General features: G+C 57.9%; 18 protein-coding genes. 10 read left to right on the top strand and 8 right to left on the bottom strand.

The features are described 5' to 3' along the window. Positions 1-4: 4 nt before the first annotated feature. The 4 genes from EE949_RS05745 to EE949_RS05730 all read right to left on the bottom strand — a co-directional run bounded on the left by EE949_RS05745 (position 5) and on the right by EE949_RS05730 (position 3,998). Positions 5-1,858, bottom strand: a complete 1,854-nt coding sequence (locus tag EE949_RS05745) for an ABC transporter ATP-binding protein (RefSeq protein WP_122663390.1) — start codon at positions 1,856-1,858, stop codon at positions 5-7. Between the two features lie 78 nt (positions 1,859-1,936). Beyond that, positions 1,937-2,392, bottom strand: coding sequence for a GNAT family N-acetyltransferase (locus EE949_RS05740; RefSeq protein ID WP_122663389.1), 456 nt, complete (start codon positions 2,390-2,392; stop codon positions 1,937-1,939). Between the two features lie 168 nt (positions 2,393-2,560). After that, a complete protein-coding gene (locus tag EE949_RS05735; protein WP_122663388.1) occupies positions 2,561-2,998 on the bottom strand; it encodes a DUF4174 domain-containing protein in 438 nt (145 codons plus the stop codon). A gap of 124 nt (positions 2,999-3,122) precedes the next feature. Continuing rightward, positions 3,123-3,998, bottom strand: a complete 876-nt coding sequence (locus EE949_RS05730; protein WP_122663387.1) for a LysR family transcriptional regulator — start codon at positions 3,996-3,998, stop codon at positions 3,123-3,125. A gap of 169 nt (positions 3,999-4,167) precedes the next feature. Here EE949_RS05730 and EE949_RS05725 point away from each other — a divergent pair, with 169 nt between their 5' ends. The 4 genes from EE949_RS05725 to EE949_RS05710 all read left to right on the top strand — a co-directional run bounded on the left by EE949_RS05725 (position 4,168) and on the right by EE949_RS05710 (position 7,757). Next, complete coding sequence (locus tag EE949_RS05725) at positions 4,168-5,037, top strand: NmrA/HSCARG family protein (protein WP_122663386.1); 870 nt, start codon at positions 4,168-4,170, stop codon at positions 5,035-5,037. Positions 5,038-5,158: 121 nt separating this feature from the next. Further along, positions 5,159-6,064 (top strand): transcriptional regulator GcvA, encoded by a 906-nt coding sequence (gene gcvA, locus EE949_RS05720; protein ID WP_122663385.1) that lies wholly within the window; start codon positions 5,159-5,161, stop codon positions 6,062-6,064. Positions 6,065-6,138: 74 nt separating this feature from the next. After that, entirely contained in the window at positions 6,139-6,966 is an 828-nt protein-coding gene (locus EE949_RS05715) for a DMT family transporter (RefSeq protein ID WP_122663384.1), read from the top strand. Positions 6,967-6,995: 29 nt separating this feature from the next. Next, entirely contained in the window at positions 6,996-7,757 is a 762-nt protein-coding gene (locus tag EE949_RS05710) for an SDR family oxidoreductase (protein ID WP_122663383.1), read from the top strand. 21 nt (positions 7,758-7,778) lie between these two features. On the opposite strand, the gene EE949_RS05705 is transcribed toward EE949_RS05710, so the two are convergent. After that, a complete protein-coding gene (locus EE949_RS05705; RefSeq protein WP_122663382.1) occupies positions 7,779-8,747 on the bottom strand; it encodes an AraC family transcriptional regulator in 969 nt (322 codons plus the stop codon). Between the two features lie 102 nt (positions 8,748-8,849). On the opposite strand from EE949_RS05705, the gene EE949_RS05700 reads away from it, so the two are divergent. Continuing rightward, positions 8,850-10,100 carry an MFS transporter gene (locus tag EE949_RS05700; protein WP_122663381.1) on the top strand — a complete coding sequence of 417 codons (1,251 nt, stop codon included), beginning with the start codon at positions 8,850-8,852 and terminating at the stop codon, positions 10,098-10,100. A 44-nt stretch (positions 10,101-10,144) separates the two neighbouring features. Here EE949_RS05700 and EE949_RS05695 read toward each other — a convergent pair whose 3' ends face one another. Continuing rightward, positions 10,145-11,059 carry a LysR family transcriptional regulator gene (locus EE949_RS05695; RefSeq protein ID WP_122663380.1) on the bottom strand — a complete coding sequence of 305 codons (915 nt, stop codon included), beginning with the start codon at positions 11,057-11,059 and terminating at the stop codon, positions 10,145-10,147. A 505-nt stretch (positions 11,060-11,564) separates the two neighbouring features. Here EE949_RS05695 and EE949_RS05690 point away from each other — a divergent pair. The 4 genes from EE949_RS05690 to pgm all read left to right on the top strand — a co-directional run bounded on the left by EE949_RS05690 (position 11,565) and on the right by pgm (position 18,917). Continuing rightward, positions 11,565-12,593 carry a zinc-dependent alcohol dehydrogenase family protein gene (locus tag EE949_RS05690; RefSeq protein WP_122663379.1) on the top strand — a complete coding sequence of 343 codons (1,029 nt, stop codon included), beginning with the start codon at positions 11,565-11,567 and terminating at the stop codon, positions 12,591-12,593. Between the two features lie 559 nt (positions 12,594-13,152). Further along, a complete protein-coding gene (locus EE949_RS05685; RefSeq protein WP_122663378.1) occupies positions 13,153-14,658 on the top strand; it encodes a hypothetical protein in 1,506 nt (501 codons plus the stop codon). Between the two features lie 188 nt (positions 14,659-14,846). Next, positions 14,847-17,147 (top strand): ATP-dependent DNA helicase, encoded by a 2,301-nt coding sequence (locus EE949_RS05680; protein ID WP_122663728.1) that lies wholly within the window; start codon positions 14,847-14,849, stop codon positions 17,145-17,147. 129 nt (positions 17,148-17,276) lie between these two features. Continuing rightward, positions 17,277-18,917 (top strand): phosphoglucomutase (alpha-D-glucose-1,6-bisphosphate-dependent), encoded by a 1,641-nt coding sequence (gene pgm / locus EE949_RS05675; protein WP_122663377.1) that lies wholly within the window; start codon positions 17,277-17,279, stop codon positions 18,915-18,917. A gap of 265 nt (positions 18,918-19,182) precedes the next feature. Here the strand turns inward: pgm and EE949_RS05670 are convergent, their stop codons facing one another. Continuing rightward, on the bottom strand, positions 19,183-19,878 hold the full coding sequence (locus EE949_RS05670) for a pirin family protein (RefSeq protein ID WP_122663376.1): 696 nt from the start codon (positions 19,876-19,878) through the stop codon (positions 19,183-19,185). A 279-nt stretch (positions 19,879-20,157) separates the two neighbouring features. Here EE949_RS05670 and EE949_RS05665 point away from each other — a divergent pair, with 279 nt between their 5' ends. Next, positions 20,158-22,647: a UvrD-helicase domain-containing protein gene (locus EE949_RS05665; RefSeq protein WP_162873808.1), complete on the top strand. Its 2,490-nt coding sequence runs from the start codon at positions 20,158-20,160 to the stop codon at positions 22,645-22,647. A 44-nt stretch (positions 22,648-22,691) separates the two neighbouring features. Here EE949_RS05665 and EE949_RS05660 read toward each other — a convergent pair whose 3' ends face one another. Next, a complete protein-coding gene (locus tag EE949_RS05660; RefSeq protein ID WP_162873809.1) occupies positions 22,692-22,964 on the bottom strand; it encodes a DUF1652 domain-containing protein in 273 nt (90 codons plus the stop codon). Between the last annotated feature and the right edge of the window lie 188 nt (positions 22,965-23,152).

Genomic DNA, 23,152 nt, shown 5'->3' with positions numbered 1-23,152 from the left:
CGCGCTATTCAATCGGTTCAACCACGCCCTGATCCTCGCCCAGAAACCCGCCGCTCTGGTGGTGCCATAGCCGTGCATAGGTACCATTTTTGCCAAGCAGCTCGGCGTGGGTGCCTTGTTCTATGATGCGTCCGTCATCCATGACGATGAGCCGGTCCATCGCTGCAATTGTGGACAGACGATGGGCAATGGCGATGACAGTCTTGCCCTGCATCATTTCATCAAGGCTTTCCTGGATGGCCACCTCGACTTCCGAGTCCAGCGCGCTGGTGGCCTCGTCAAGCAGCAGGATCGGGGCATTTTTGAGCATCACCCGGGCAATCGCGACGCGCTGACGCTGGCCGCCGGAAAGCTTGATGCCGCGCTCGCCCACCAGCGTGTCGTAGCCGCTATGACCTTGTTTATCGCTGAGCTGGCTGATAAATCCATCAGCCTGGGCATTGGCCGCCGCCGTATGGATTTGCTCGTCAGTCGCATCGGGACGGCCATAGGCGATGTTGTCACGAATGGAGCGGTGCAGCAGGGACGTGTCTTGAGTGACCATGCCGATGGCGCTGCGCAGACTGTCCTGAGTGACGTGCGCGATGTTTTGCCCGTCGATACGAATCTCGCCTTTGTCGACGTCGTAGAAGCGCAACAGCAGGTTGATCAGTGTGGATTTACCAGCGCCGGAACGACCCACCAAACCGATTTTTTCACCCGGACGAATAGTCAGGCTCAGGCCATCAAGCACCTGGCGCTCGCCGTTGTAGTTGAAGCTGACATTATCGAAGCTGACCGCGCCACCGGTGGTCACCAGAGCGTCCGCGTCCGGCGCATCCTGTACCTTGGGGCCGCGGGTCAGAGTGGCCATGCCGTCCTGTACGGTGCCGATGTTCTCGAACAGCGAAGTCATTTGCCACATGATCCAGTGCGACATGCCATTGATGCGTAGCGCCATGGCAGTAATTGCTGCAACCGCGCCGGTACCGACCTGGCCTTGATGCCACAGCCACAGGGCATAACCGCCTGCGCCCATGATCAACGCCACTACCAATGCCTGGTTGACGATCTCGAACTGGCTGACCAGACGCATCTGGCGTAGGCCGGTAAGCTTGAAGTCCTCCATGGCGGCGCGGGCGAAGTGCGCTTCACGTTTGGAGTGTGAGAACAGCTTTACCGTGGTGATGTTGGTGTAGGCGTCCGAAATACGTCCGGTCATCGATGACCGCGCATTGGCCTGCTCCTGGCCGACCTTCCCCAGGCGAGGCACGAAATAACGCATGGCCAGACCGAACAACGCCACCCAGGCAATAAAAGGCAGCATCAGCTTCAGATCGAAAGCACCGGCCAGCGCGATGATCGCGATGAAGTAAACCCCGATCCCCGGTGCGATCTCGATGATCGTGAACAGCACATCGCGCACAGACAGGGCAGTCTGCATCACCTTCGTAGTGACTCGCCCGGAGAACTCATCGGAAAAGAAAGACAGGCTTTGGCGCAACATCAGTCGATGGAAATCCCAGCGCAGGCGCAAGGGCAGGTTGATCGCCAATACCTGATGCTGAACCATCGTGCGCAACGCTACGAGGCCGATGCTGGTCAGCAATACGATGCCGATACCCCACAGCACGCGGCTTTCCTGTAAGGCCGCATCGCCGCCAGCCTGCCAGGTCGACAGCAGGTCCACGACCTGGCCGAGAAACGAAAAGAGCCAGGCTTCGTAAATCGACACACCGGCACTGAGTAACGCAAGGGCAAGGATATAGCCACGTGCGCCCCGTGTGCAGGCCCACAGGAAACGGGCCAGGCCATCAGGCGGTGGCGGTACTTCATCGGGCGGGAAGGGGTCGAGCCATTGTTCAAACGCGCGAAGCATGGTGGTCTCCAAAACGATCCAGTGCGCAGATTCTGGCATTTAAAGGCTGAGTTGAGGGTTTTTGATCGGGGACGTGGATCATCTGGTCAGAACTTTTTCCATGATGATGGTGCGCTCGGCACCGTGAAACTCGTCCCTGATTTTCTGAAAACCCAGCGAGCGATAAAATCCTTCTGCAGTGATCGAGGATGGGACCCGCAACCGTTTCACTCCGTTCAGTGCAGCTGCTGCCTCGAGTGTCGATATCAGTTGCGTCCCTATGCCTTTCCCCTGATGGGCCGAATCAACGAATACACTCCGGACAGTGTCTTGATCGAGGCTGCCCGTTGCGATGACATGGCTGTCGATGCTCGCCACATACACCTGACGGCTGGCTAGAAAGCTAAGGATCGCCGAAGGTGAGAAGCTTTGCTGCACGGACTCAATGATGTCTGGCGAATAATCCTGAGCATTGGATTCGCGCAATGTGGTCACGATAACAAGGCTTATCGCTGTGGCGTCCGCTCTCACTGCTTTTCGAATTGCATAATCCATTGGGTACTCTTTTGCGCAGGCGTTAATGGGTCGTCGGGTAAGGGGTAGCGGGAGAGTGGAAGTGATTGCTACCGGTTCTAACCGGACGTGATCGTCACTTCGGGACGCTTGTGCTATCAATCCTGGCCACCCCAAAAAAAGAGTACGACAGGTCGAGAAATCGCCGAGTCAGCGATTCTGACGCATCGGCATTTTGTCGATGGTCGCGAACACCACGCTGACATCCAGCGGTGCGTGTTGGTCAATCTTGGTGCCGCCGTCTTTACCTACCAGAAGCAGCCGGGTCGGGCCGTCGGGATTAACGCCAAGGGTGCTCAGCAGTGCTGAGGTAGCGCGCGAATCCAGGGCCTGGTCGTTGCGTTTGCCGACTCCATCGACCACGGTGTATAGCACCATTTCGCGCTCGATGAAGGCTTCACGGTTGGCTGGCTGCATCAGGTCTCGCTTGAACTGCAGCCAGGTTGCATCGCTGGCGTTGGGCGCCACCACGATCAGCGGCCGGGATTGCCAGCGCTCATTATCCAGGGGATTGGGCGAAGCGTCGGCCATCGCCTGACTGCCCGCCATACCAAGCAGCAAGGCCAGTGGGGTTATAAAGCTTTTCATTGGCATCTCCTGAGTGGGTATGTGAGATGTTCGACTTCGTTACTGCCGGTCTGATCGGGATGACGGACCAAAGGTCGACGTGTTGTGCAGGCTTAAGCGGCTGCACGAATAAGGGTAGGGGGTTCTACCCTCTGAGCGTTAGCGACATGTCCGGGTACCTGGCGCACATGAAGTCGACAAATGCGCGAACCTTCGGTGCCGTCAGACGCCTGGAGGTGTGAAGTACCCAAAGCGCTGGTTCCACACCGGATACGGCGCCCCACTGCACCAACTCGCCACGTTCCAGTTGGCTCCAGGCGATGGATTGTGGAATGAGGGCAACACCGCCACCGGCGATAGCCGCATCGCGAACCATCAGCAGCGAAGAGAACCTTAGCCTAGGGAGGGGTTCAAGGACTAACAACCCTCCATCCAAACTCCAGTGCGTGGGTTGGAATGAGGAGGTCACGATGCCGGGAACAGGGCGGATTTCGCCGGGCAGCGGCTTGGGGATTTCAGGCGCCGCCACGACTACCAGTCGGTCCCTGGCGAAGCAGCGACCCACAAGGCTGCTGTCAGGGCTCGGGTTGATCCGGATCGCGACATCGAATTGTTCTTCGACAAGGTCGACCAGACGATCCTCAGCCACGACCTCGATCTCGACTTGCGGATAGATCGCACAGAATTCAGCGCCGATGCTGCCCATCGCGAGCTGGGAGAACAAGACCGGAGCGGCAACTCGCAAAAGCCCGCGAGGAACGGACACGCCCTCACGGGCGGCAGTCATCGCTTCAGTCACCTCACTCAACGGCCCTTCAGTTCGAGAAATCAGCCTTTCACCAGCCTCGGTGAGCTTCAGGCCGCGGGCGCTGCGTTCGATGAGCCTTACACCCAGTTGTTCTTCAAGGTCGCTGATCCGCCGCGACAACGTCGCTTTGGAAATACCGCTCGCACGGCTTGCCTTACCCAGCCCTTCATTGGTTGCGACAAGGATGAAGTCGATAAGCGCGTTCAGGTTCATGGTGTTCCAAATATGAAACGAGGTGTCTACATATTGTGGTCTTCGTTTTGTAAGTGCAACGCAATACTGTCCCCTCATCGCAAGACGACATGAGCAACATTCAACGCGCTGTGTTGATCCGGTTGTATGACGCGCTGATTTAGCCCAACCCCCATGCAGGAGTTTCACCATGAGTATTCTCGTTACTGGTGCCACGGGCACTATCGGATCCCTCGTCACTCAGGGCCTCGCTGAGGCAGGCGCTGATGTCAAAGCCTTGGTGCGCCAGGCAGGTAAGCGGGCATTCCCGGCTGGCGTGACTGAAGTTGTTGCAGACCTCACCGATGTTGCCTCGATGCGCCTCGCGCTTTCGTCAGTGCGTACCTTGTTCCTGCTCAATGCCGTCACGCCTGATGAGGTCACGCAAGCCCTCATCACCTTGAACCTCGCTCGCGAGGCCGGTATCGAGCGCATTGTTTACCTGTCTGTTATTCACGCCGACAAGTTCACCAATGTTCCGCACTTCACCGGCAAACACACCGTGGAGCGCATGATCGACAGCCTCGACATACCCACAACTATTCTGCGTCCGGCTTACTTCATGCAGAACGACCGCATGGTTCAGCAGACTATCCAGGATTACTCGGTGTATCCGATGCCCATTGGCTCGGCAGGCGTTTCGATGATTGATGTGCGCGACATCGCCGATGTTGCGGTGGCCGAATTGCTGCGCCGCGACAAGGCACCTGCTGCGCTGGATCGGGTCACTCTTGAGTTGGTTGGGCCGCAAGCACTTACCGGTACCGCGGTGGCGAAGGTTTGGAGTACGGCGCTGAAACAACAAGTCGCCTACGGCGGTGATGACGTGGCGGCTTTCGAAGCACAGCTGGCTTCGTACGGCCCCAACTGGCTGGCCTACGACATGCGCCTGATGATGTCCGGTATCCAGACATTCGGTATGCAAGCCGTTGACGGAACGGTAGAGCAGTTGCAAACGATCATTGGCCATCCGCTGCGCACCTACGAAGACTTCGTACTAGAGGCCGTTGCCGAGGCCTGAACAGGGAGGGGCAACGGGGGCGGTTGTTTGGTGACGGAGTTACGCTTCGAGTGAGTTAGCTCTATCATGAGCCAGCACTCATGCATGCGCCTTTCTGATAACTCGCTGGATACTGCACCCTATGAGAGACCTGCCGCCCACCGCGACCTTGCGCGCATTTGAAGCTGCCACCCGGCACCTGACCTTTACGTCGGCCGCACAAGAGCTACATGTAACTCAAAGCGCGGTCAGTCATCAGCTAAAGCATCTTGAGGCTCTCTGGGGAGTGCAGTTATTCGAGCGTGGCAAGGCGTTACGCCTCACAGCGGCGGGGGCTGCGCTGGCGCCCATCGTGCGGGAATTTTTCATCAGCCTGGAGGCGACTCTGGGTGATTTGCGCGAGCAAAAAGACAGGGTTCGACTCAGCGTCAGCACCACCTATTCCTTCGCGCTCAAATGGCTGCTGCCACGCTTGCCGCGTCTCTCTCGGCAGCACCCCGAGCTGTTGGTCTCGCTGGACACCACGGATAAAGTCATCCACTTCTCTCGCGGCCAGGCTGATGTTGCGATCAGGCTCGGCAAGGGCAATTACCCCGGTCTGCATTCTGAGTTCCTGTTTGGGGAGCAGGTATTTCCTGTGGCCAGCCCTGAACTGTTGCGCCGCGTCGGGATTCCGCAGAGCCCTGCAGAACTGTTGCAGTTCCCGCTGCTGACGCGGGATGGTGCCGAGTTGGTGCCAAAATGGGAGGTATGGTTTCAAGCCGTCGGGCTGGCTTATTTGCCGCTCAAGGAGAGCGTCAGATTTGGCGATACCAACATGACAGTTGAGGCAGCCTTGCTCGGCCAGGGCGTTGCATTGGTGCGCAGCGGGCATGTCGAGAACGAAATCAGCGATGGCCGTTTGGTGCGGCTGTTTGATGTGGCGCTTCCATCGCCTTTGGCTTACTACTTCGTCTGCCCCAAGGGCATCGAATCACAGCCGCACATCGCCAGCTTTCGCCAATGGTTGGTCAGCGAGGCACTGAAAGTCCAACGGCTGGATGAGTGAGTTATGAGTATCCGTTCATGCTGGGATGAGGAGGCTTCGCTTTAGTCCCGGTGCCGCATTGCCTAAAGTGGCGCATGCCTATTCATATCATCCTCCTCGTGCTTTTCGCCGCGCTCCTGCATGCCAGCTGGAATGCGCTGTTACGTAGCGGTGCCGATCGGCTGTGGTCCATGACAGTGATGTGCATTGCCATCGCTATCACCAGTATCGTCGCCGCAGTTTTCATGGTGCCCCCGGCGATTGAGAGCTGGGGCTACGCGGTGCTTTCGGGGGTGCTGCATGTCGGCTACAACCTGTTTCTGGTGCGCAGTTACCGGGTTGGCGACCTGGGGCAGATCTATCCGATTTCACGTGGATCGTCGCCGGTGCTGATCACTTTGGGGGCCGCCGTGTTTGCCGGAGAAAGCATCACGCCTGGCGTATTACTGGGTATTGCGCTGGTGTCAGGCGGGATTATTTCGCTGGCTTTCAGAGGGCGCAGTCTGTCGGTTCCCAGCCTGCCTTATGCGCTGGGAACGGGCGGCTTTATCGCGGCCTACAGCGTGGTCGACGGCATCGGTGCCAGGCTCTCCGGCGCGCCGCTTGCCTACACGGTGTGGATGTGCGCCCTGTGGGGCGTGCTGATGCCGATGGTCTACATCGGCCTGCGTGACGCCCGTAGCTTGTTCTGCGTCCGGTCCGGAACAGTGACCGCTGTGGTCGGCGGGCTGGTCTCCTTGCTGGCCTATGGAATGGTCATCTACGCCATGAACGAAGCGCCTCTGGGCGCAGTATCGGCATTGCGCGAAACCAGCGTGCTGTTTGCGGCGTTGATCGGCTACGTGTTTCTAGGCGAGACGCTTACCGCCCGCCGGATACTGGCGTGCGCAGTGATCGCCAGCGGCATCCTCATCATCGGCTGATACAGCCAACGGCTCAGGAGTTATGTTTAATGGTCAACGTCTCGCAGGCACCGCTGATTCTGATTACGGGTGGAAGTCGTGGAGTAGGGGCAGCAACGGCCCGGCTGGCGGCCGCAAGCGGTTATGACGTCGCGATCAGCTACGTCGCCAACGAGCCCGCAGCGCTGGCTGTGGTTGCGGATGTGGAGGCATTGGGGCACCGGGCGTTGGCGATGCGGGCCGACAGTGCGGATCCCCAACAGGTGGCCGATTTGTTCGAGGCCATCGACCGCACGTTCGGACGTATTGACGTTCTGGTCAATAACGCCGGGATGCTATCACCTCAGTCACGTCTGGAAGACCTCGGCTTCGAGCGGATGCAGCGCATCTTTGCGGTCAACGCCATTGGGCCAATTCTCTGTGCCCAACAGGCGGTGAAGCGCATGTCTTACCGTCACAACGGCCCGGGAGGCGTGGTAATCAATGTCTCATCGGCCTCGGCGCGCCTTGGCAGTCCTAATGAGTACGTCGACTATGCGGCGTCAAAGGGGGCGTTGGAGACCTTCACCATTGGCTTTGCAAAGGAGGTGGCCCGGGAAGGCATACGCGTCAACTGTATTCGCCCCGGACATATCTATACCGAAATGCACGCGAGTGGCGGAGAGCCGGGTCGGGTCGATCGCGTCAAGGACTCGATCCCCATGGGGCGCGGCGGTCAGCCGGAGGAGGTCGCACGCGCGATTCTATGGCTGGCGAGCGCGGAGGCATCATTTGTTACCGGTACATTCCTCGATGTCACGGGGGGTAAATGAGTCTGGGGCAGGCATCAACTACTAGCTGCGTTCGGCTTGCCTCACCTTACGACTCAATCCAGGCGTCTTGCCCGTAATCCGCTTGAACGCACGGCTGAACGCGGCCTGGGAGGTGTAACCCAAACGCTGCGCCACCTCTTCAATCGGTAGCCTTTCGAGGGTCAGCCACTGGCTTGCCAGCCGCATTCGCAGTTCGGTGACATAGCGCAGCGGCGCCATGCCAATCGTCAACTGGAAGCGGTCTGCGAAGACTGAACGCGAGGTATTGCAGTGCTCTGCCAACTGGGCAACGGTCCAGTCACGGCCCGGTTGTTGATGGAGCGCCAGCAGTGCGCCGGCCAAGCGTGGATCGCGCAAGGCGGCGACGAGGCCAGAGGCGTTGCCGCAGGCGCACTCGACCCAGCCGCGAACGACCATGGCAGCCACTACGTCGGCCAACCGCGCGAGGATACCGGCGAAGCCGACACGGGCAGCGCTGACCTCGCGTTCCATGGTGATCAGGATCGGTACCAGCCCGGGGTAACGCTGACCGCCTGCATCGATCAGCATCAGGCCCGGCATCAGTCGGCCAAGGCCATGGATACTGCCCAGCTCAAACTCCATACAACCACTGAACAAAATAGTGCTCGGCGTGGGGCTCGCATCGGTTCCGGTATCCACCGCGCTGACGGTGTCACCCAAGGGCGCGCCGTCTAGACGGTCGATGTCCTGGACAGGCGCGTCCTGATGGGAAAGAAGTTGATGGGCCGCGCCATGGGAAATGAACACGGCGTTGCCGGTAGACAGCGCGTAGGTGCTGCCGTCTTGCATTTGCAGCACCGCATTACCGACGGCCATGAAGTGGAACCAGGCGTGCCCAGGTTTTTCCGCGAAACCCAAACCAAAGGTTGGGCCCGCCTGGATACGCCGGTATTCAACGCCACGCAAGCGCATGCCGCGCAACAGCTCGTTGATGAGGTCCGAGGAGAGAGCAAACTGATCAGCAGGCATGGTTCAGGTGTTTCAGTCAAAAAGTAGAGACTTTGGATCATAGATCATCCAGTTTTCGGCGCCTAGACTTCGGCTCGTAATGAACATTGGGAGATCCGTGCAATGACTGACTGTGTATGTAACGCCATATCCGAGCGCCATTCCGGCATCGACGCGGACGTAGAGCCTGCGACGCCCGCGTGGATGGCCGTCTTCTCGTTGGCGATGGGGGTGTTTGGATTACTGACCGCTGAGTACCTTCCGGCGAGTTTGTTGACCCTGATGGCTACCGACCTGGGAGTGTCCGAAGCGCTGGCTGGCCAGGCGGTAACGGTGACCGCAGTGGTGGCGCTGTTCGCTGGTTTGTTGGTGCCAGGCCTGACCCAAGGCATCGACCGACGTTGGGTGTTGTTGGGCTTTTCCACGTTGATGGTCGCCTCCAATCTGTTGGTCGCCGTTTCCTCCAGCTTCGCGGTCCTGTTGTTGATGCGCATCTTGCTCGGCATTGCCCTTGGCGGTTTCTGGAGCATGGCGGCCGCAGTAGCGATGCGCCTGGTGCCGAGTGCTCTGCTGCCCCGGGCGCTGTCGATCATTTTCAGCGGCATCGCCATCGGCACGGTCGTTGCGGTGCCGATGGGCAGCTATCTGGGCGGGTTATATGGCTGGCGCAGCGCGTTCTATGCAGCGGCGGCGGTGGGCATGGTGACCTTGGCTTTTCAGTCGTTCACTCTGCCGCGCCTCGCGCCGCGCCGGCCGGCAAGACTGCGCACCGTACTCGAAGTGTTGCAGCGCCCGGGCATCGCCATGGGGATGTTCGGTTGCGTGCTGGTGCACAGCGGCCACTTCGCGATGTTCACCTATGTTCGGCCTTTCCTTGAAGGGACGACCGGGATTGGCTCGCAAGGCCTGTCGCTGATGCTACTGGGGTTCGGTGTGGCGAATTTCGTCGGCACGCTGTTGGCCGGCAAGCTGCTGGAGCGCCACCCGCTGGCCACGCTGGTGCTGATGCCCGCACTGGTCGGTGTTGCAGCACTGGCCTTGGTGCTGTTGCCGGCATCGGTGCCGGGGCAGGCGGTACTCCTGGCGATCTGGGGGCTGGCCTTTGGTGGCGTGCCGGTGGCGTGGTCAAACTGGGTCGCCAACGCGGTACCTGATCAGGCGGAAAGCGCCGGAGGCATGGTAGTGGCGTCTGTGCAGTCAGCCATCGCCACAGGCGCCGCCGCTGGCGGTGCAATGTTCAGCCTAGGTGGCAGCGCAGGCGTATTCGTCGCGGCGGCCGTGCTGATGCTGCTGGCCGCGTTGCTGATTGCGCTACGTGTCCGCGTACCTTCTGCTCATGGCGTTCGCCAGCCCAAGCCTGCGTTGCACCTTTAATGGTGCTTTGTTTCAAGGAAGATCAACAGCCTTCCAGACGACGTCTAGAGGCTGTCAGGGTCACCGAAAAACATCTGAATCCGCGACCGCAACCATCGCTCACCCGGATCATTATCCTGCGACCCACGCCAGGCCATGTGCAGTTCGAATGTCTGGGTTTCGATCGGTAATGCCTCGGCCCTTACACCACCAGCGGCTGCCAGGACGGCGGCCGCGTAGTCCGGCACGGTGGCGACGATGTCGGTACCGGCGAGCAGGGTTGCCAGGCCGTTGAATTGCGGTACGGCGAGGACGACGTGGCGTTTGCAGCCGATTTTTTCCAGGTGTTCATCGATAAAGCCACTCAAGTCGCCGGCGAATGAAACCAGTGCATGGGGGCGTGAGCAGAAGTCTTCCAGGCTTAACGGGCCGGGCATGGTATCGGCTCGTAGCAGCATGGCCTTGCTTCTGCGCAAGACTTTGCGCTTGGCGTTTGCGGGCAAGTCGTTGGTGTAGCTGACGCCAATGGATATCTCGCCCGACGCCAGCAACGCGGGCATCAGGATGTAGTTGACCCGGCGGACCACGAGGACGATACCCGGCGATTCCGAGCGCAGACGTTTGAGCAATGACGGCAGCAGGGCGAACTCCGCGTCATCGGACAGGCCTATCCGGAATACGGCTGTACTGGTCGCCGGATCAAACTCCGATGCGCGACTGACCGCCGTTGAAATCGAATCCAGAGCCGGTGAAAGCAGGGCAAAAATCTCTGTCGCCCTGGCGGTTGGCTCCATGCTGCGTCCGGTGCGTACGAACAAGGGGTCGTCGAACAGGCCACGCAGTCGTGACAGGGCCGCGCTGATTGCCGGCTGCCCGAGAAACAGCTTTTCGGCCGCCCGCGTAACACTGCGCTCATGCATCAGGGTTTCGAAAACGATGAGCAAATTGAGGTCGACGCGACGCAAGTCGTTGCGGTTCATGGCGGGAGATCTCAGCCGTTGATCAATGCGATGGTGTGCAAACAGCTGACATTCATCAGCGTTAAGTGAAGCGGGGCGGATGATGCCGACAATCCAGCGGCAATTTTCCTACACATCTGTGGCGTGAATAATACGAGCAAATGCTACGTTTACGCATTCATAAATTTAACCTCGAGCCAGACCCATCGCTTTCAGCGTCGGCGCCGCACGGCAGGTCGATGGAACGAGCGGCTCGCCGACGCGCCTAAGAATCAGTACAGCGATTTTGTCTGGGCAGGCTCTGTGAGGTGACGTGTACGGCAGCGCTATGGGTTGCATTGTATGGCTGACATGCGAACAATGGCCGCCCATGGATGCATAAGCGTCGCAGGATTGATCGGGAATACCCCTGCGAAACCTATGACAATCGATGACAGACATGTCGACTATTAATAGCCACTGATAGTGTTACCGGCAGAGCCCGGATAGAGTTCATGGCATCAAGGTTTTCTAGGCGAGGTTCGAAATGTCCCGCACGATTCGTTTTCATCAGTTTGGTCCAGCCGAGGTGCTCAAGGTCGAAGAGCATCCGGTCGCGTTGCCAGCACCCGGTGAGGTACAGGTACGTGTCCAGGCAATCGGTATCAGCTGGTACGACGTGCTTTGGCGGCAAAATCTGGCTCCTTCCCAGGCACGGCTTCCCGCTGGCCTCGGCCACGAGATGGCCGGTGTGGTCACCGCACTCGGCGACGGCGTGGACGATCTGAAGATTGGTGACAAGGTTGCCAGCTTCCCGTCGGCCGATCCAAACCAGCATCCGGTTTATGGCGAGTTGATCGTCCTGCCCCGTACGTCTCTGACGCGTTATCCCGACGTCCTGACGCCGGTTGAGGCCAGCGTGCACTACACGCCATTGCTGGTGGCTTATTTTGCTTATGTTGATCTGGCGCGAATCAAGCCAGGTCAGACGGCACTGGTGACGGATGCCAGTCACTGCGCAGGCCCATCGTTCGTACAGCTGGGTAAAGCACTGGGTGCACGGGTTATCGCTGTGACCAAAACGGATGATGCTCGTGAGTACTTGCTCTCTCTGGGCGCCGACAAGGTGGTGGTGACTGAAGAGCAGGACTTGCTGATGGCCGTTAACAAGTACACCGATAACCGCGGTGTCGATGTGGTGCTTGACGGTCTGGGTGGCCCGCAAATGTCGATCATGGGTGATGTGCTGGCGCCGCGTGGCAGTCTGGTGCTTTACGGCCTGCAAGGCGGTAATCAGACGCCATTTCCTGCCTGCGCAGCTTTCCAGAAGAACATCCAGTTTTTCGTGCATTGCCTGGGCAACTTCACCGGCAAACCGGAACTGGGTATCACTCAGGATGAGGCCGCGTTGCAACGTGCGCTGCGTGACATTAACCAACTGACGGCCGATCGAGTGCTGGCACCGCTCAAGACCCGTGTCTTCCCGCTCAGTGAAGTGGTTCAGGCGCATCGCTACATGGATGGGTGTCCAATTGGTGGGCGCGCGGTCCTTGAAGTGGAAGATTCTCAGGTCTGATAGACCCGCTTTAATGCAGTTGCACTCAAAATGCCTTCCACTCTGGAGGGCATTTTTCGTTGCGGGCTTTGGTTTTAGACGAGAGGAGATGGCCAGACTATTGCCGGCTTAAACAGTCAGGGATCCAAAACAGCTGGAACTATCTATTATTAAACATCCCGTCAGCATCGTCCCCTTCGAGGGCGATTTGCAAGATGAACTCACGCATTGCATTCGGAAAACTAATGGCTGCCTGCTTTGGACCCTGTATGAACGGCTATACCTCGCGTGTTCGCGAGGCAGCACCGCGCATTTGCGGCGCTCAGGACGGCGCCGGACAGCGGCGTGTATAAACATCTCATTAAACTAACGCGTTTAATAAAATACCTATTAAACACACTAACGCCGTTATTTTTATTCCGGGCGGCTGTCTTGTAATTGTGTTGTTAATATCGATAATAGTTGGGTACTTACCACTCAGGGAATGAGTCATGGTCGCTAATTATTTTTTAATGCTGCCCGATTTGAACATCCGTGCTTGCAGCGTGCGGCGTTGTGGAAAACAAGGAGGTGAAACGGCATGAGCTCTATTCACGAACAGGCAATGAATTACGTCTACCAGCAAGTCCTGCAACGCTTGCTGAGTTATTTTCGTCGGGCAGAGCGCACAGCGTTGCAGTTGCTTATCCAGCGTTTGATCGTTGCGGCTGGTGGTATTGAGCGTATTTCCAGTTTCAACGTGATGGTCCCCTTCAGCGGTGGCAAGGACAGCGCCTATACCGTGGCACTCCTGCGCGCAGCCCAGTTGAGCATCGCCGGGCGCTCGCCTGCGACGTTTAATCTGCGCGTAGCGACCATGCGTCACGCGGGCGTTACGCCCGCGGTTCTGGGGAATATTCAGCGCACCTATTCCGCACTTTTCCTGCACGACGATCCCAGGGTGGAATTACTGGAGGTCGACCACGAGGTTGTCAGGGTATTCGAACCCGATGCGCCGATTTCCTATTCCGGACGGGAGCAGAACCGTTCCGACATGCTGGTCAGCGGCCATGTCTCGGCCGGGGACGGTCGAACCACGTTCTGCAACAGCTGTTACCTGAGGCTCGCCGGCTTCTTTGAGCGAGCCACGACTTGGGGCAGCGGGGTGGATGCCGTGGTCAGTGGCGACTCTCGCAAAGAGCAGAAACAGTACGTCACCTGGGTGATGCGTCTTGCGCCGCGCACGGCGTATCGTTTCAAGGACGGGGCAAGCCAGAGCTTCAATGCCATGCTGAGCGTCATTGGCAGCATCAGCGAGTCCTACCATCAGGAGTTGTATGGAGCGAATGACGACTTAGCGGAGCCGATGAGCGCTCCCGTGAGTGTTACCAGCAAAGCCAGTGCGCCTGCGTTTATTGCCATCTCCGATTTGATCGTCAGTAATGCCGAGGAACACTGGAAGCTGCTCACCGAGTTTCTGGGCTTCCGCTTTGATGATCTGGCCTTCAGCTTCAGCGAGTCCGATTGCGCTAATCCTCTGTTGATGGCGCATATGCGCGGTCTGAAAGTGCAATACGTTCAGGGCCGCAGTTACGCCGAGGGGGTTGCTGAATACCTGCAGTTGGCCAAAACGTTGATGTGCCGCAAAGGGATGCCCAAGCGCCTGATCGATCAGGCCATGAAGCCCTATGCCAGCGAGGAGGGCATTGCCACGCGTCGTGAGCTGGCTGCCACCTTTGCGCAGGAAGGCTTTGGTGTCAGCGAAGCACAGCTGATCTGCCTGCTGTTTTCCCCCTTCGTCAATGAAGGACGGGATCTCGAAGTTTTTCTGCGACGGCTGCATCCAGGCATGCTGGTGGCGCTGCCCGATTTGCACAAAGCCTTGCAGGGCTCGGCAGCGCCTGATCAGGTTTTGCAATGGCTGGGCGACATAAGCGGCCTGACGCTTGAGGGTTTGCAAAGTCTGTATCGCAAACGCCGGGTTGAATTTGACGATCAGGAATCGATCATTGCCCGCGTACGTGCGTCTGACCCTGACAAGGGCCGCGTCATGACGGTTGACCCGCAAACTGGTGGTGCGGTCGCGGAGATACTTTCGGGGCGCTAATTCTCCTGTCATTGCCTGGTATGAGGCGAGGCAGATTCTGGTAAGGCGGATCTGATGCTGAAGGCTCCGCCGATCCATTTCTGTTTGCCAGAGATGAACGGTGCTGGTATCTGTACGCCCATCCAGTATTCGTATTTCAGGTTGTGACCGTCATTTCTTCATCTAACCAATCCCAAAGGAAGCTTGAGATCAGCGCTGAAGACCAGCGCTCGTTAGCGCCTGATCCCTCTGATCAAGCCTGCTATCTCGTTGCTGTGCGGGCTCTGTGCGAATTCACCGCCAAAACCGGTGATCTCGATTTGCGCTTTACTCCTTCGCCTACCGCCCTCGAAGGCATCGCCGGGCATCGCAGCGTGGCTGCTCGACGCGGCGCTGGGTACCAGACCGAAGTCTCTCTTTCGGGTGAGTATCAACAACTCAGAATTCGCGGCAGGGCAGACGGCTACGACCCCGCGCTTAATCAACTGGAGGAGGTCAAGACCTATCGCGGTGATCTGGCGGCTATGCCGGACAACCATCGACAACTGCATTGGGCGCAGGTGAAGGTCTATGGATGGCTGTTGTGCGAGAAGTTGCAGTTATCTGAAGTGAACCTGGCGCTGGTGTATTTCAATGTCGACACCGAGCAGGAAACGCTGATTCGGGAGCGCTTCGCCGCGCCCACCCTGCAGGCGTTTTTTCAACATCACTGCGGGGTGTTCTTGCGCTGGGCCCAGCAGGAGCTGCAGCACCGCGCTGAGCGTAATCAGCAATTGAACCTGCTGAAGTTTCCCCATGGCAGCTTTCGTACGGGGCAGCGTCATCTGGCCGAGTCGGTTTACAAGTCCGTCAGCACCGGGCGTTGTCTTATGGCGCAGGCGCCTACCGGAATCGGCAAGACGATTGGCACGCTGTTTCCGATGCTCAAGGCGGTGCCGACCCAGCAGTTGGACAAAGTATTCTTTCTGACGGCTAAAACCCCGGGCCGCAAGTTAGCGCTGGATGCACTGACGGTCATCCGCACCAGCGCACCGGAGCTGAAATTGCGCGTGCTGGAACTGGTCGCCCGGGACAAGGCGTGCGAACACCCGGACAAAGCCTGCAATGGAGACTCCTGTCCATTGGCCAAAGGTTTCTACGACCGTTTGCCTGCTGCGCGAGACGCGGCGCTGTCTGCCCCCTGGCTGGATCAGGCAGGGATGCGTGAGGCTGCGCTCGCCCACGAGGTTTGCCCTTACTACCTGAGCCAGGAGATAGCTCGTTGGGCGGACGTGGTGATAGCGGACTACAACTATTACTTTGATCTCAGCGCGTTGTTGTTCGGCCTCAGCCAGTTCAACCAATGGCGTGTGGCGGTGTTGGTGGACGAAGCCCACAACATGGTCGAGCGTGCACGGCAGATGTACAGCGCCAGCCTTGATCAGCAGAACCTGAGCGCGCTGCGCCAGACGGCACCCGAGGCTTTGCAGAAAGTGCTGCAGCGGGTAAACCGTGAATGGAACGCGCTGCATAAAAAGCAGCTTGCGCCTTATCAGGCTTACCCCGAAACCCCAGGCAAGTTTCTGCACACCCTGAACCTGTGCGTGGCGGCCATGGGTGATTATTTCAACGATCACCCACATGCGCTTACTGGCACGCTGCAGAGTTTTTATTTCGAGGTGATCGCGTTTGTGCGGATTGCCGAGTTGTTCGACGAGCACTTTGTGTTTGATATCAGCAAAAGGGCGCTGACCAGCAAACGCAGCAGCTCCAGGTTGTGCTTGCGCAATGTGGTACCCGCCCGGTTCATTCGGCCGAGGTTGACGGCGGCGCGCAGCAGCGTGTTGTTTTCGGCAACCCTCAACCCCCGTCACTATTACGCCGACCTGTTGGGCTTGCCCGCAGATACCGCGTGGGTTGATGTCGAATCGCCGTTCAGTCGGGAGCAACTGGACGTGCAGATTATCAGCCGGATTTCCACGCGCTTCACTCACCGTCAGGCGTCTTTGGCGCCGATCGTCGAACTGCTGGCTGAGCAGTTTCAAGCGCGGCCGGGCAATTATCTGGCGTTTTTCAGCAGCTTTGATTATCAGCAACAAGTCGCCGATCTGATGCAGCAACGCTATCCGCACATTCCGCTGTGGCACCAGGCCAGAGGCATGAGTGAAAGCGAACGCCAGGGGTTTCTGGATCGTTTTACCCTCGAAAGCCAGGGGATCGGCTTTGCGGTACTCGGCGGTGCGTTTGGCGAAGGTATCGATTTGCCCGGCGCGCGTCTGATTGGCGCGTTCATTGCGACACTGGGGCTTGCTCAACTCAACCCGGTCAATGAACAACTCAAACAACGCATGGCTGTGTTGTTCGGCGCGGGCTACGATTACACCTACCTTTATCCGGGCATCCAGAAGGTTGTGCAGGCGGCGGGGCGAGTGATTCGTGGTCAGCAAGACAGAGGAGTGGTCATGCTTATCGATGATCGTTTTGCCGAGCCCAGGGTCCGACAGTTACTGCCTGGCTGGTGGCAGTTGTGATTGAACAAGGGCTTATGGATCGATAGCCAAGCAACGAGGTCAAACTGCCAGTAAACTGCCGCGCCGCTGATTATTTATAGCCAGTACAGCAGCCAGCTTTATTTCTATTCCGTTTTTCATGGAGGTTGTATGAGTCTCAGTCCCTTCGCCGGCAAGCTGGCACCGGCTCAGTTGCTGGTCGATATTCCGCGACTGGTAACCGCCTATTACACCGGTCAGCCTGATGCGTCGATCTCGACCCAGCGCGTGGCATTTGGTACTTCCGGCCATCGTGGCAGCTCGTTCGAACTGAGTTTCAACGAGTGGCACGTTCTGGCAATCAGTCAGGCGATTTGCCTTTACCGTCAGGCCAATGGCATTGACGGCCCATTGTTTCTCGGTGCCGACACGCATGCCTTGTCGACGCCAGCCGCGGCCAGCGCTCTGGAAGTCCTTGCCGCCAATGGCGTGCAGGTGATGATTTCCGAAGGTGATGAGTACACCCCGACCCCGGCGGTTTCCCACGCGATCATATGCTACAACCGTGGCCGCACATCCGGCCTGGCTGACGGTATTGTCATTACCCCGTCGCATAACCCGCCTGAAAGCGGCGGCTTCAAGTACAACCCTCCAAACGGTGGCCCGGCTGACAGCCACATCACCAAATGGATTGAAGCCAAGGCCAACGAACTGCTGGCTGAAAAAGTACTCGGCGTCAGCCGCGTCAGCCATGAAAAAGCGTTGCGTGCTGACACGACGCATCGCCATGACTACCTCAACACGTATGTTGCCGATCTTAAGAGCGTGATCGACATGGACGCGATCCGCAGCGCAGGCCTGCGTCTTGGCGTCGACCCTCTGGGCGGCGCAGGCGTGCGTTACTGGTCAGCAATCGGTGAACACTACGGTCTGAACCTGGACGTCGTGAACCAGTTCGTTGACCCGACGTTCCGCTTCATGAGCGTTGACTGGGACGGACGCATTCGTATGGACCCATCGTCGAACTTCGCCATGCAGGGCCTGATTGGCCTGAAGGACAAGTATCAGGTCGCGTTCGCCTGCGACCCTGACCACGATCGCCATGGCATCGTGACGCCGAGCGGTGGTTTGCTCGCGCCGAACAACTACCTGGCCGTTTCCATTGATTACCTGTTCCAGAATCGTCCTGACTGGCGCGCCGATGCTGCTGTCGGTAAAACCGTGGTCAGCAGCGGCATGATTGATCGGGTTACCGCACGCTTGGGGCGCCGTCTGTATGAAGTGCCGGTGGGCTTCAAGTTCTTTGCCGAAGGGCTGTTCGATGGCTCGCTGGGCTTTGGCGGTGAAGAAAGTGCCGGTGCTTCGTTCTTGCGCAAAGACGGTACAGTCTGGACCACCGACAAGGATGGCCTGATTCCAGCGCTGTTGGCCGCAGAAATCACCGCCCGTAAAGGCCGCGACCCGAGCGAAATCTATCATTCCCTGACTCAGGAGCTGGGCGAACCGTTCTCCACGCGCGTTGAAGCCAAGGCCAGCCCTGAGCAGAAAGCAGCACTGGGTAAATTGTCGCCGGATCAGGTCAAGTCGACCGAGTTGGCAGGGGAGGCGATTCAAAGTGTCCTCAGCCACGCTCCAGGCAATAACCAGGCGATTGGCGGCCTCAAGGTCATGACAGAGAATGGCTGGTTTGCAGCGCGCCCATCAGGTACTGAAGACATCTACAAGATCTACGCCGAGAGTTTTGTCGGTGAGGACCACCTCAAGCGTCTGGTCGCGGAAGCTCAGGTGTTGGTGGATGCAGCGATTGCTTGATGCAATAAGTGATCTACAGGAAGGGCGCGGAGTCCATGGATCGTCTGATGTACGTTGAACCTGTGGGACCGAATTCATTCGGGAAGGCGGTGTTTCAGGCGAGACATCGGCTGCAGATGTACCGGCCTCTTCGCGAATGAATTCGCTCCCACCGGTAATCTGGGCAAGACGCAGGCTGAGTGATTGCTGATCAATAGCGCATGTACAAAAAAGCCCGGACTCGTAAGAGTCCGGGCTTTTTCGTGGTGCAGCGTTTACTCAAGACTCAAGCCACGTCGACCAGCACGATTTCGCTGTCTTCGATGGCGGTTACCCGCAGCACACGCTCTTCTTCTACTGCAACGCCGTCTCGGGCGTTGGCTTGCAGGCCATTGACCTCAATGCTGCCGGTAGCGGGTACCAGGTAAGCGCGTCGGCCCGCATCCATGTGGTATTCGGCGGTTTCACCGGCTTTCAGGTTAGCGGCTACCAGACGTGCATCAGCGCGGATCCGCAGGCTCACATCATCACCAGACTTGCCGCTGGCCAGGGTCACGAAGCCTTCGCGGTCGCCTTTTGGAAACGGTTTGGCACCCCAGGAAGGCGCTGCGCCGGTTTCGTTGGGCATGATCCAGATCTGGAAGATCTTGGTCGCCGTTGGCTCCATGTTGTATTCGCTATGGGCGACGCCTGTCCCGGCACTCATGACCTGAACATCGCCAGCCTCGGTACGGCCTTTGTTACCCAGGTTATCTTCGTGAGTAATAGCGCCTTCACGAACGTAAGTGATGATTTCCATGTCCCGGTGCGGGTGTTTCGGGAAGCCTGTTCCGGCCTGAATCACGTCGTCGTTCCAGACTCGCAGTTGACCCCAGTTCATGCGTTTCGGGTCGTAATACTCAGCGAACGAGAAATGGTGATGTGCGTCCAGCCAGCCGTGGTTGGCGCCGCCCAAAGTGTTGAAAGGTCGTAATTGCAGCATGGTGTGGCCTCCTGTGCAGAAGCGGGCAGTGAATGTTTACCCGGGGCTGCTGAACGTTGTTCGGTTGTTGATGGCAGCTATGATTGATCAAATAATTATCGATAAAAAGCGTAAATAATCGCTTTAACCGATCGATTAGTTAGATGTTTATGAGGGGCTTATTCTCCACTCAACCTGCACTTGATCGGCTAATCAACTGATCGCAAAGCATTTACTGGAGCTCAGGGCTGAATCGGGCGACCATAGGGCACTTTTGCTTATCTGTGCCCTGGAGCCTGCGTGCCAGACAAACTGCCTGTTGATGTTCCCGTCGATGCCGAATCCGATTTGCGCCCCCTCAATCAGCTACCCCTGATCAAACGTCTGCTCTCGCGGCTGCTGGGCCGGGGCTTGAGCCGCCTGGGTTCGCAACATGCGCCGTCCTGGACACAAGGTCATGCCGACGGCTATCTCAATGGCCATATGCACGGTGTGGAAGAGGGCTACGCAGAGGGCCATCTGGAAGGCATCGAAGAAGGCCGCAAGGTCCTGGTGATCCGGGATACCCGTCCGATTGAACATCGTGGGCCAAAAGTGGATGACCATCTGTTCGATGATTGGCGACTTCCGCTGACCGCCGACATCAAAAAACGCATGAAAGCCGACGTTGGCCAGAAGTTGACTGCTCATGCACAGCCCAGCGCTGCGCAATGGAAGATGATCTTCAGCGATACCCCGTCAACTTATGTCATCGCCGGCGCCGGGGCAGGCAAGTCGACGTCGCTGGTGCTGCGCATTTTGCTGCTTCACCACTACCTGGGCTTCGAGCTGGGTTCCATGACGGTGGTGACGTTCACTCGCGAATCTCGCAAGGACTTTGTCAACAAACTGGTCGAGGTGTTTGCCTGCTGGGGGCACTCGCTTGACCAGAAACAGGCACGCGAAGTAGTACGCACCTTCCATTCGCGTATTTTGCCGCTGGTGCGCAGCATGCCGGGCCTGGAGAAACTGACGGCGTTCGAAAACCTCGGAACTCAATCCATAGCCGGGCTGGAAGAGGGCGCAGACAGTAATCCATTTGATCTGCGCATCAACGACGCCCAGCGTCAGCAACTCAACCTGTGTTATCGCGACCTGTACGCCAGCGATGAGCGTTTCCGCGACGTCATGGCACCTCTTTACCGTCAGGCGCTGCAGCTCAAGGAGCTGGAGCGTGATCATCCCGATGTACAAAAGCGGGTGACCGTTACCGAACTGTCGGCGCGGCGCGATGAAGAACTGTGCGACATCATCGAAGATCTGTGGATACGTGCCAAAGCCTGGCCCATCAAAGGCATCGAGCCGATGCGACAGACTGTCGAGATCAATGGCTTTGGCTTCCATCTACACGGGTACATTGCAGAGCTCGACGCCTGGGTGGTACTGGGTTTCGATCCGTCCGAAGACCAGCAGATGAAGCGCCAGGGTGCCAAGTTACCTGTCTGGGCTGAATGGGTAATCAAACGCACACTGTTTCAAGCATTCTGCCGCAAGCCACTGATATGGCTGGATAGCTACGAGGCGGGTAGCCGTGTTCTGCAGTCTTTGTCTGGAGCCGCCGTTGCCGGGCCAGGGTTTGATTACAAGGTCAAGGGAGACCTGAGCGCAGCTCCATTACTGGACAGTTTTGTAGCGGCAGCAGGTTTTATCGAGAACCTCGGGCTGGATGTACCGGCCGCGGTGGCCGAAATGAGTTTCGCCAGTAACGATCCCGACCGTTACTTCTTTGAAGCCTTGAGCTTGTTCTGGAAGGCGTTTGAAAATCACTTGCTCACTCAAACACCGCCAGTGATGACCTATAACCGGATGTTTGCCCTGTTTGGCGAAAATTCGCCGGAGAATCTCAAGCTTGTGGGTGATCATCAGCTCAGGCCGCTTTCGCACCTGATGATCGATGAGTTTCAGGACGTCTCGCCACAGATCGTTTCGTGGGTGCGCGCCTGTTTACGGGAGATCCGTCGTCGGGGTTCCGATCTGCATATAGGCCATACCGCCCAGCACGCCTCGTTATTGTGTGTGGGCGATGACTGGCAATCGATCTATGGCTGGCGTGGCAGCTCGCCGAAATTCTTCATGGAGTTCCCCAAGGAGTTTCCAGCGCCTGCGACCACCAAAGTCATGCTCAGTGACAACTACCGCAGTCATCAGCACATCATTGATGCTGCCGAACATATCGTGCGTGCGGCACCTGCCATCGCAGGCAAGAAAGCCAAGGCCAGCGGCGCTGTGCAGGAATTACTGCCAGTCAGAGTGCTGGAGCGCAATGACGAGTCGCTGACGGAACGTCTCATCGAGCACTACAACGACGGCGATTCGATCCTGTTGCTGTATCGCAAGAGCAGCGATAAAGCGTTGCTTTCCGATAAGTTACAGGCGTTAGTGAATGCTGATTATGCGTTACCGCCTCAGGCGCGACGCTTCAAACAGCTGACGTACCACAGCGCCAAGGGCTTGCAAGCGGACGCGGTGTTCCTGTTGGGCGACTGTCAGCATTTGACTCATTCACCGTACAAGAATCAGCTTTATCGTCAGGCCGGGTTGGGCAGTCCAGGAGACGCCGATGCCTTCGATAATGCGCAAAAAGATGAAGTCTTGCGTCTCGCTTACGTGGCGATTACCCGGGCGGTGCGGCACTGCTACTGGTATATCGATGGCAGCGCCAAGGAGGGGGTGAACACGACCCGAGCGTCAGACCGGATACCGGCAGACAAACCGTTTTTCGAGGATAGGCGAGGTTATCAGCCCGAGTAACGCTGATGTGGGGGATTCTATCGATCGTGCAGGAGATTGTCTCTTCAGAGCCCTACAGCCCGCAGAGGCACGAACGATTCAAGCTCCGCCTCAATGGCCTCGATGATCAGTTCCACCTCTGTCGCATTCATGACGGTTGCGCAACGCAGACCGGCAACGGCGATGACCGTCTCGCCACTGGCCCGATCAAACAGACGGGCCACCATGCTGCTGGGAGCGTCCATGGTGGCTTCAAAGCCTACCGGATGGAAATACCAGCGCATTAGCTGACAAGCATTGGGGAACGTGACTTTATTCATGAGACCCACCTCTTTCAAACGAGCACTTCCATAGCTCAAATGGGAGGCAAGGGAGCTGTCGAGACGGCAGCAAAAGCTGAGAGGCCTTGGTATGAAATCAGTAGATTCCTACGTCAGCCGAGGCGCCTTCCTGCAGTATTTCTGAACAGTCCTTACGAAGACCAAAAGTAGCACTCCCACAGCACATCAGCCGAGATTTTTTTACC

Source organism: Pseudomonas viridiflava (assembly GCF_900602065.1).
Classification (GTDB): Bacteria; Pseudomonadota; Gammaproteobacteria; order Pseudomonadales; family Pseudomonadaceae; genus Aquipseudomonas.
The sequence above is the reverse complement of the archived record's forward strand: the minus strand, read 5'-3'. Positions and strand labels throughout refer to the sequence as shown.

Bases quoted from the DNA above. Each gene is read 5' to 3' on its own strand.
- EE949_RS05745 (WP_122663390.1), bottom strand. From the start codon at position 1,858: ATGCTTCGCGCGTTTGAACAATGGCTCGACCCCTTCCCGCCCGATGAA.
- EE949_RS05740 (WP_122663389.1), bottom strand. From the start codon at position 2,392: ATGGATTATGCAATTCGAAAAGCAGTGAGAGCGGACGCCACAGCGATA.
- EE949_RS05735 (WP_122663388.1), bottom strand. From the start codon at position 2,998: ATGAAAAGCTTTATAACCCCACTGGCCTTGCTGCTTGGTATGGCGGGC.
- EE949_RS05730 (WP_122663387.1), bottom strand. From the start codon at position 3,998: ATGAACCTGAACGCGCTTATCGACTTCATCCTTGTCGCAACCAATGAA.
- EE949_RS05725 (WP_122663386.1), top strand. From the start codon at position 4,168: ATGAGTATTCTCGTTACTGGTGCCACGGGCACTATCGGATCCCTCGTC.
- gcvA (WP_122663385.1), top strand. From the start codon at position 5,159: ATGAGAGACCTGCCGCCCACCGCGACCTTGCGCGCATTTGAAGCTGCC.
- EE949_RS05715 (WP_122663384.1), top strand. From the start codon at position 6,139: ATGCCTATTCATATCATCCTCCTCGTGCTTTTCGCCGCGCTCCTGCAT.
- EE949_RS05710 (WP_122663383.1), top strand. From the start codon at position 6,996: ATGGTCAACGTCTCGCAGGCACCGCTGATTCTGATTACGGGTGGAAGT.
- EE949_RS05705 (WP_122663382.1), bottom strand. From the start codon at position 8,747: ATGCCTGCTGATCAGTTTGCTCTCTCCTCGGACCTCATCAACGAGCTG.
- EE949_RS05700 (WP_122663381.1), top strand. From the start codon at position 8,850: ATGACTGACTGTGTATGTAACGCCATATCCGAGCGCCATTCCGGCATC.
- EE949_RS05695 (WP_122663380.1), bottom strand. From the start codon at position 11,059: ATGAACCGCAACGACTTGCGTCGCGTCGACCTCAATTTGCTCATCGTT.
- EE949_RS05690 (WP_122663379.1), top strand. From the start codon at position 11,565: ATGTCCCGCACGATTCGTTTTCATCAGTTTGGTCCAGCCGAGGTGCTC.
- EE949_RS05685 (WP_122663378.1), top strand. From the start codon at position 13,153: ATGAGCTCTATTCACGAACAGGCAATGAATTACGTCTACCAGCAAGTC.
- pgm (WP_122663377.1), top strand. From the start codon at position 17,277: ATGAGTCTCAGTCCCTTCGCCGGCAAGCTGGCACCGGCTCAGTTGCTG.
- EE949_RS05670 (WP_122663376.1), bottom strand. From the start codon at position 19,878: ATGCTGCAATTACGACCTTTCAACACTTTGGGCGGCGCCAACCACGGC.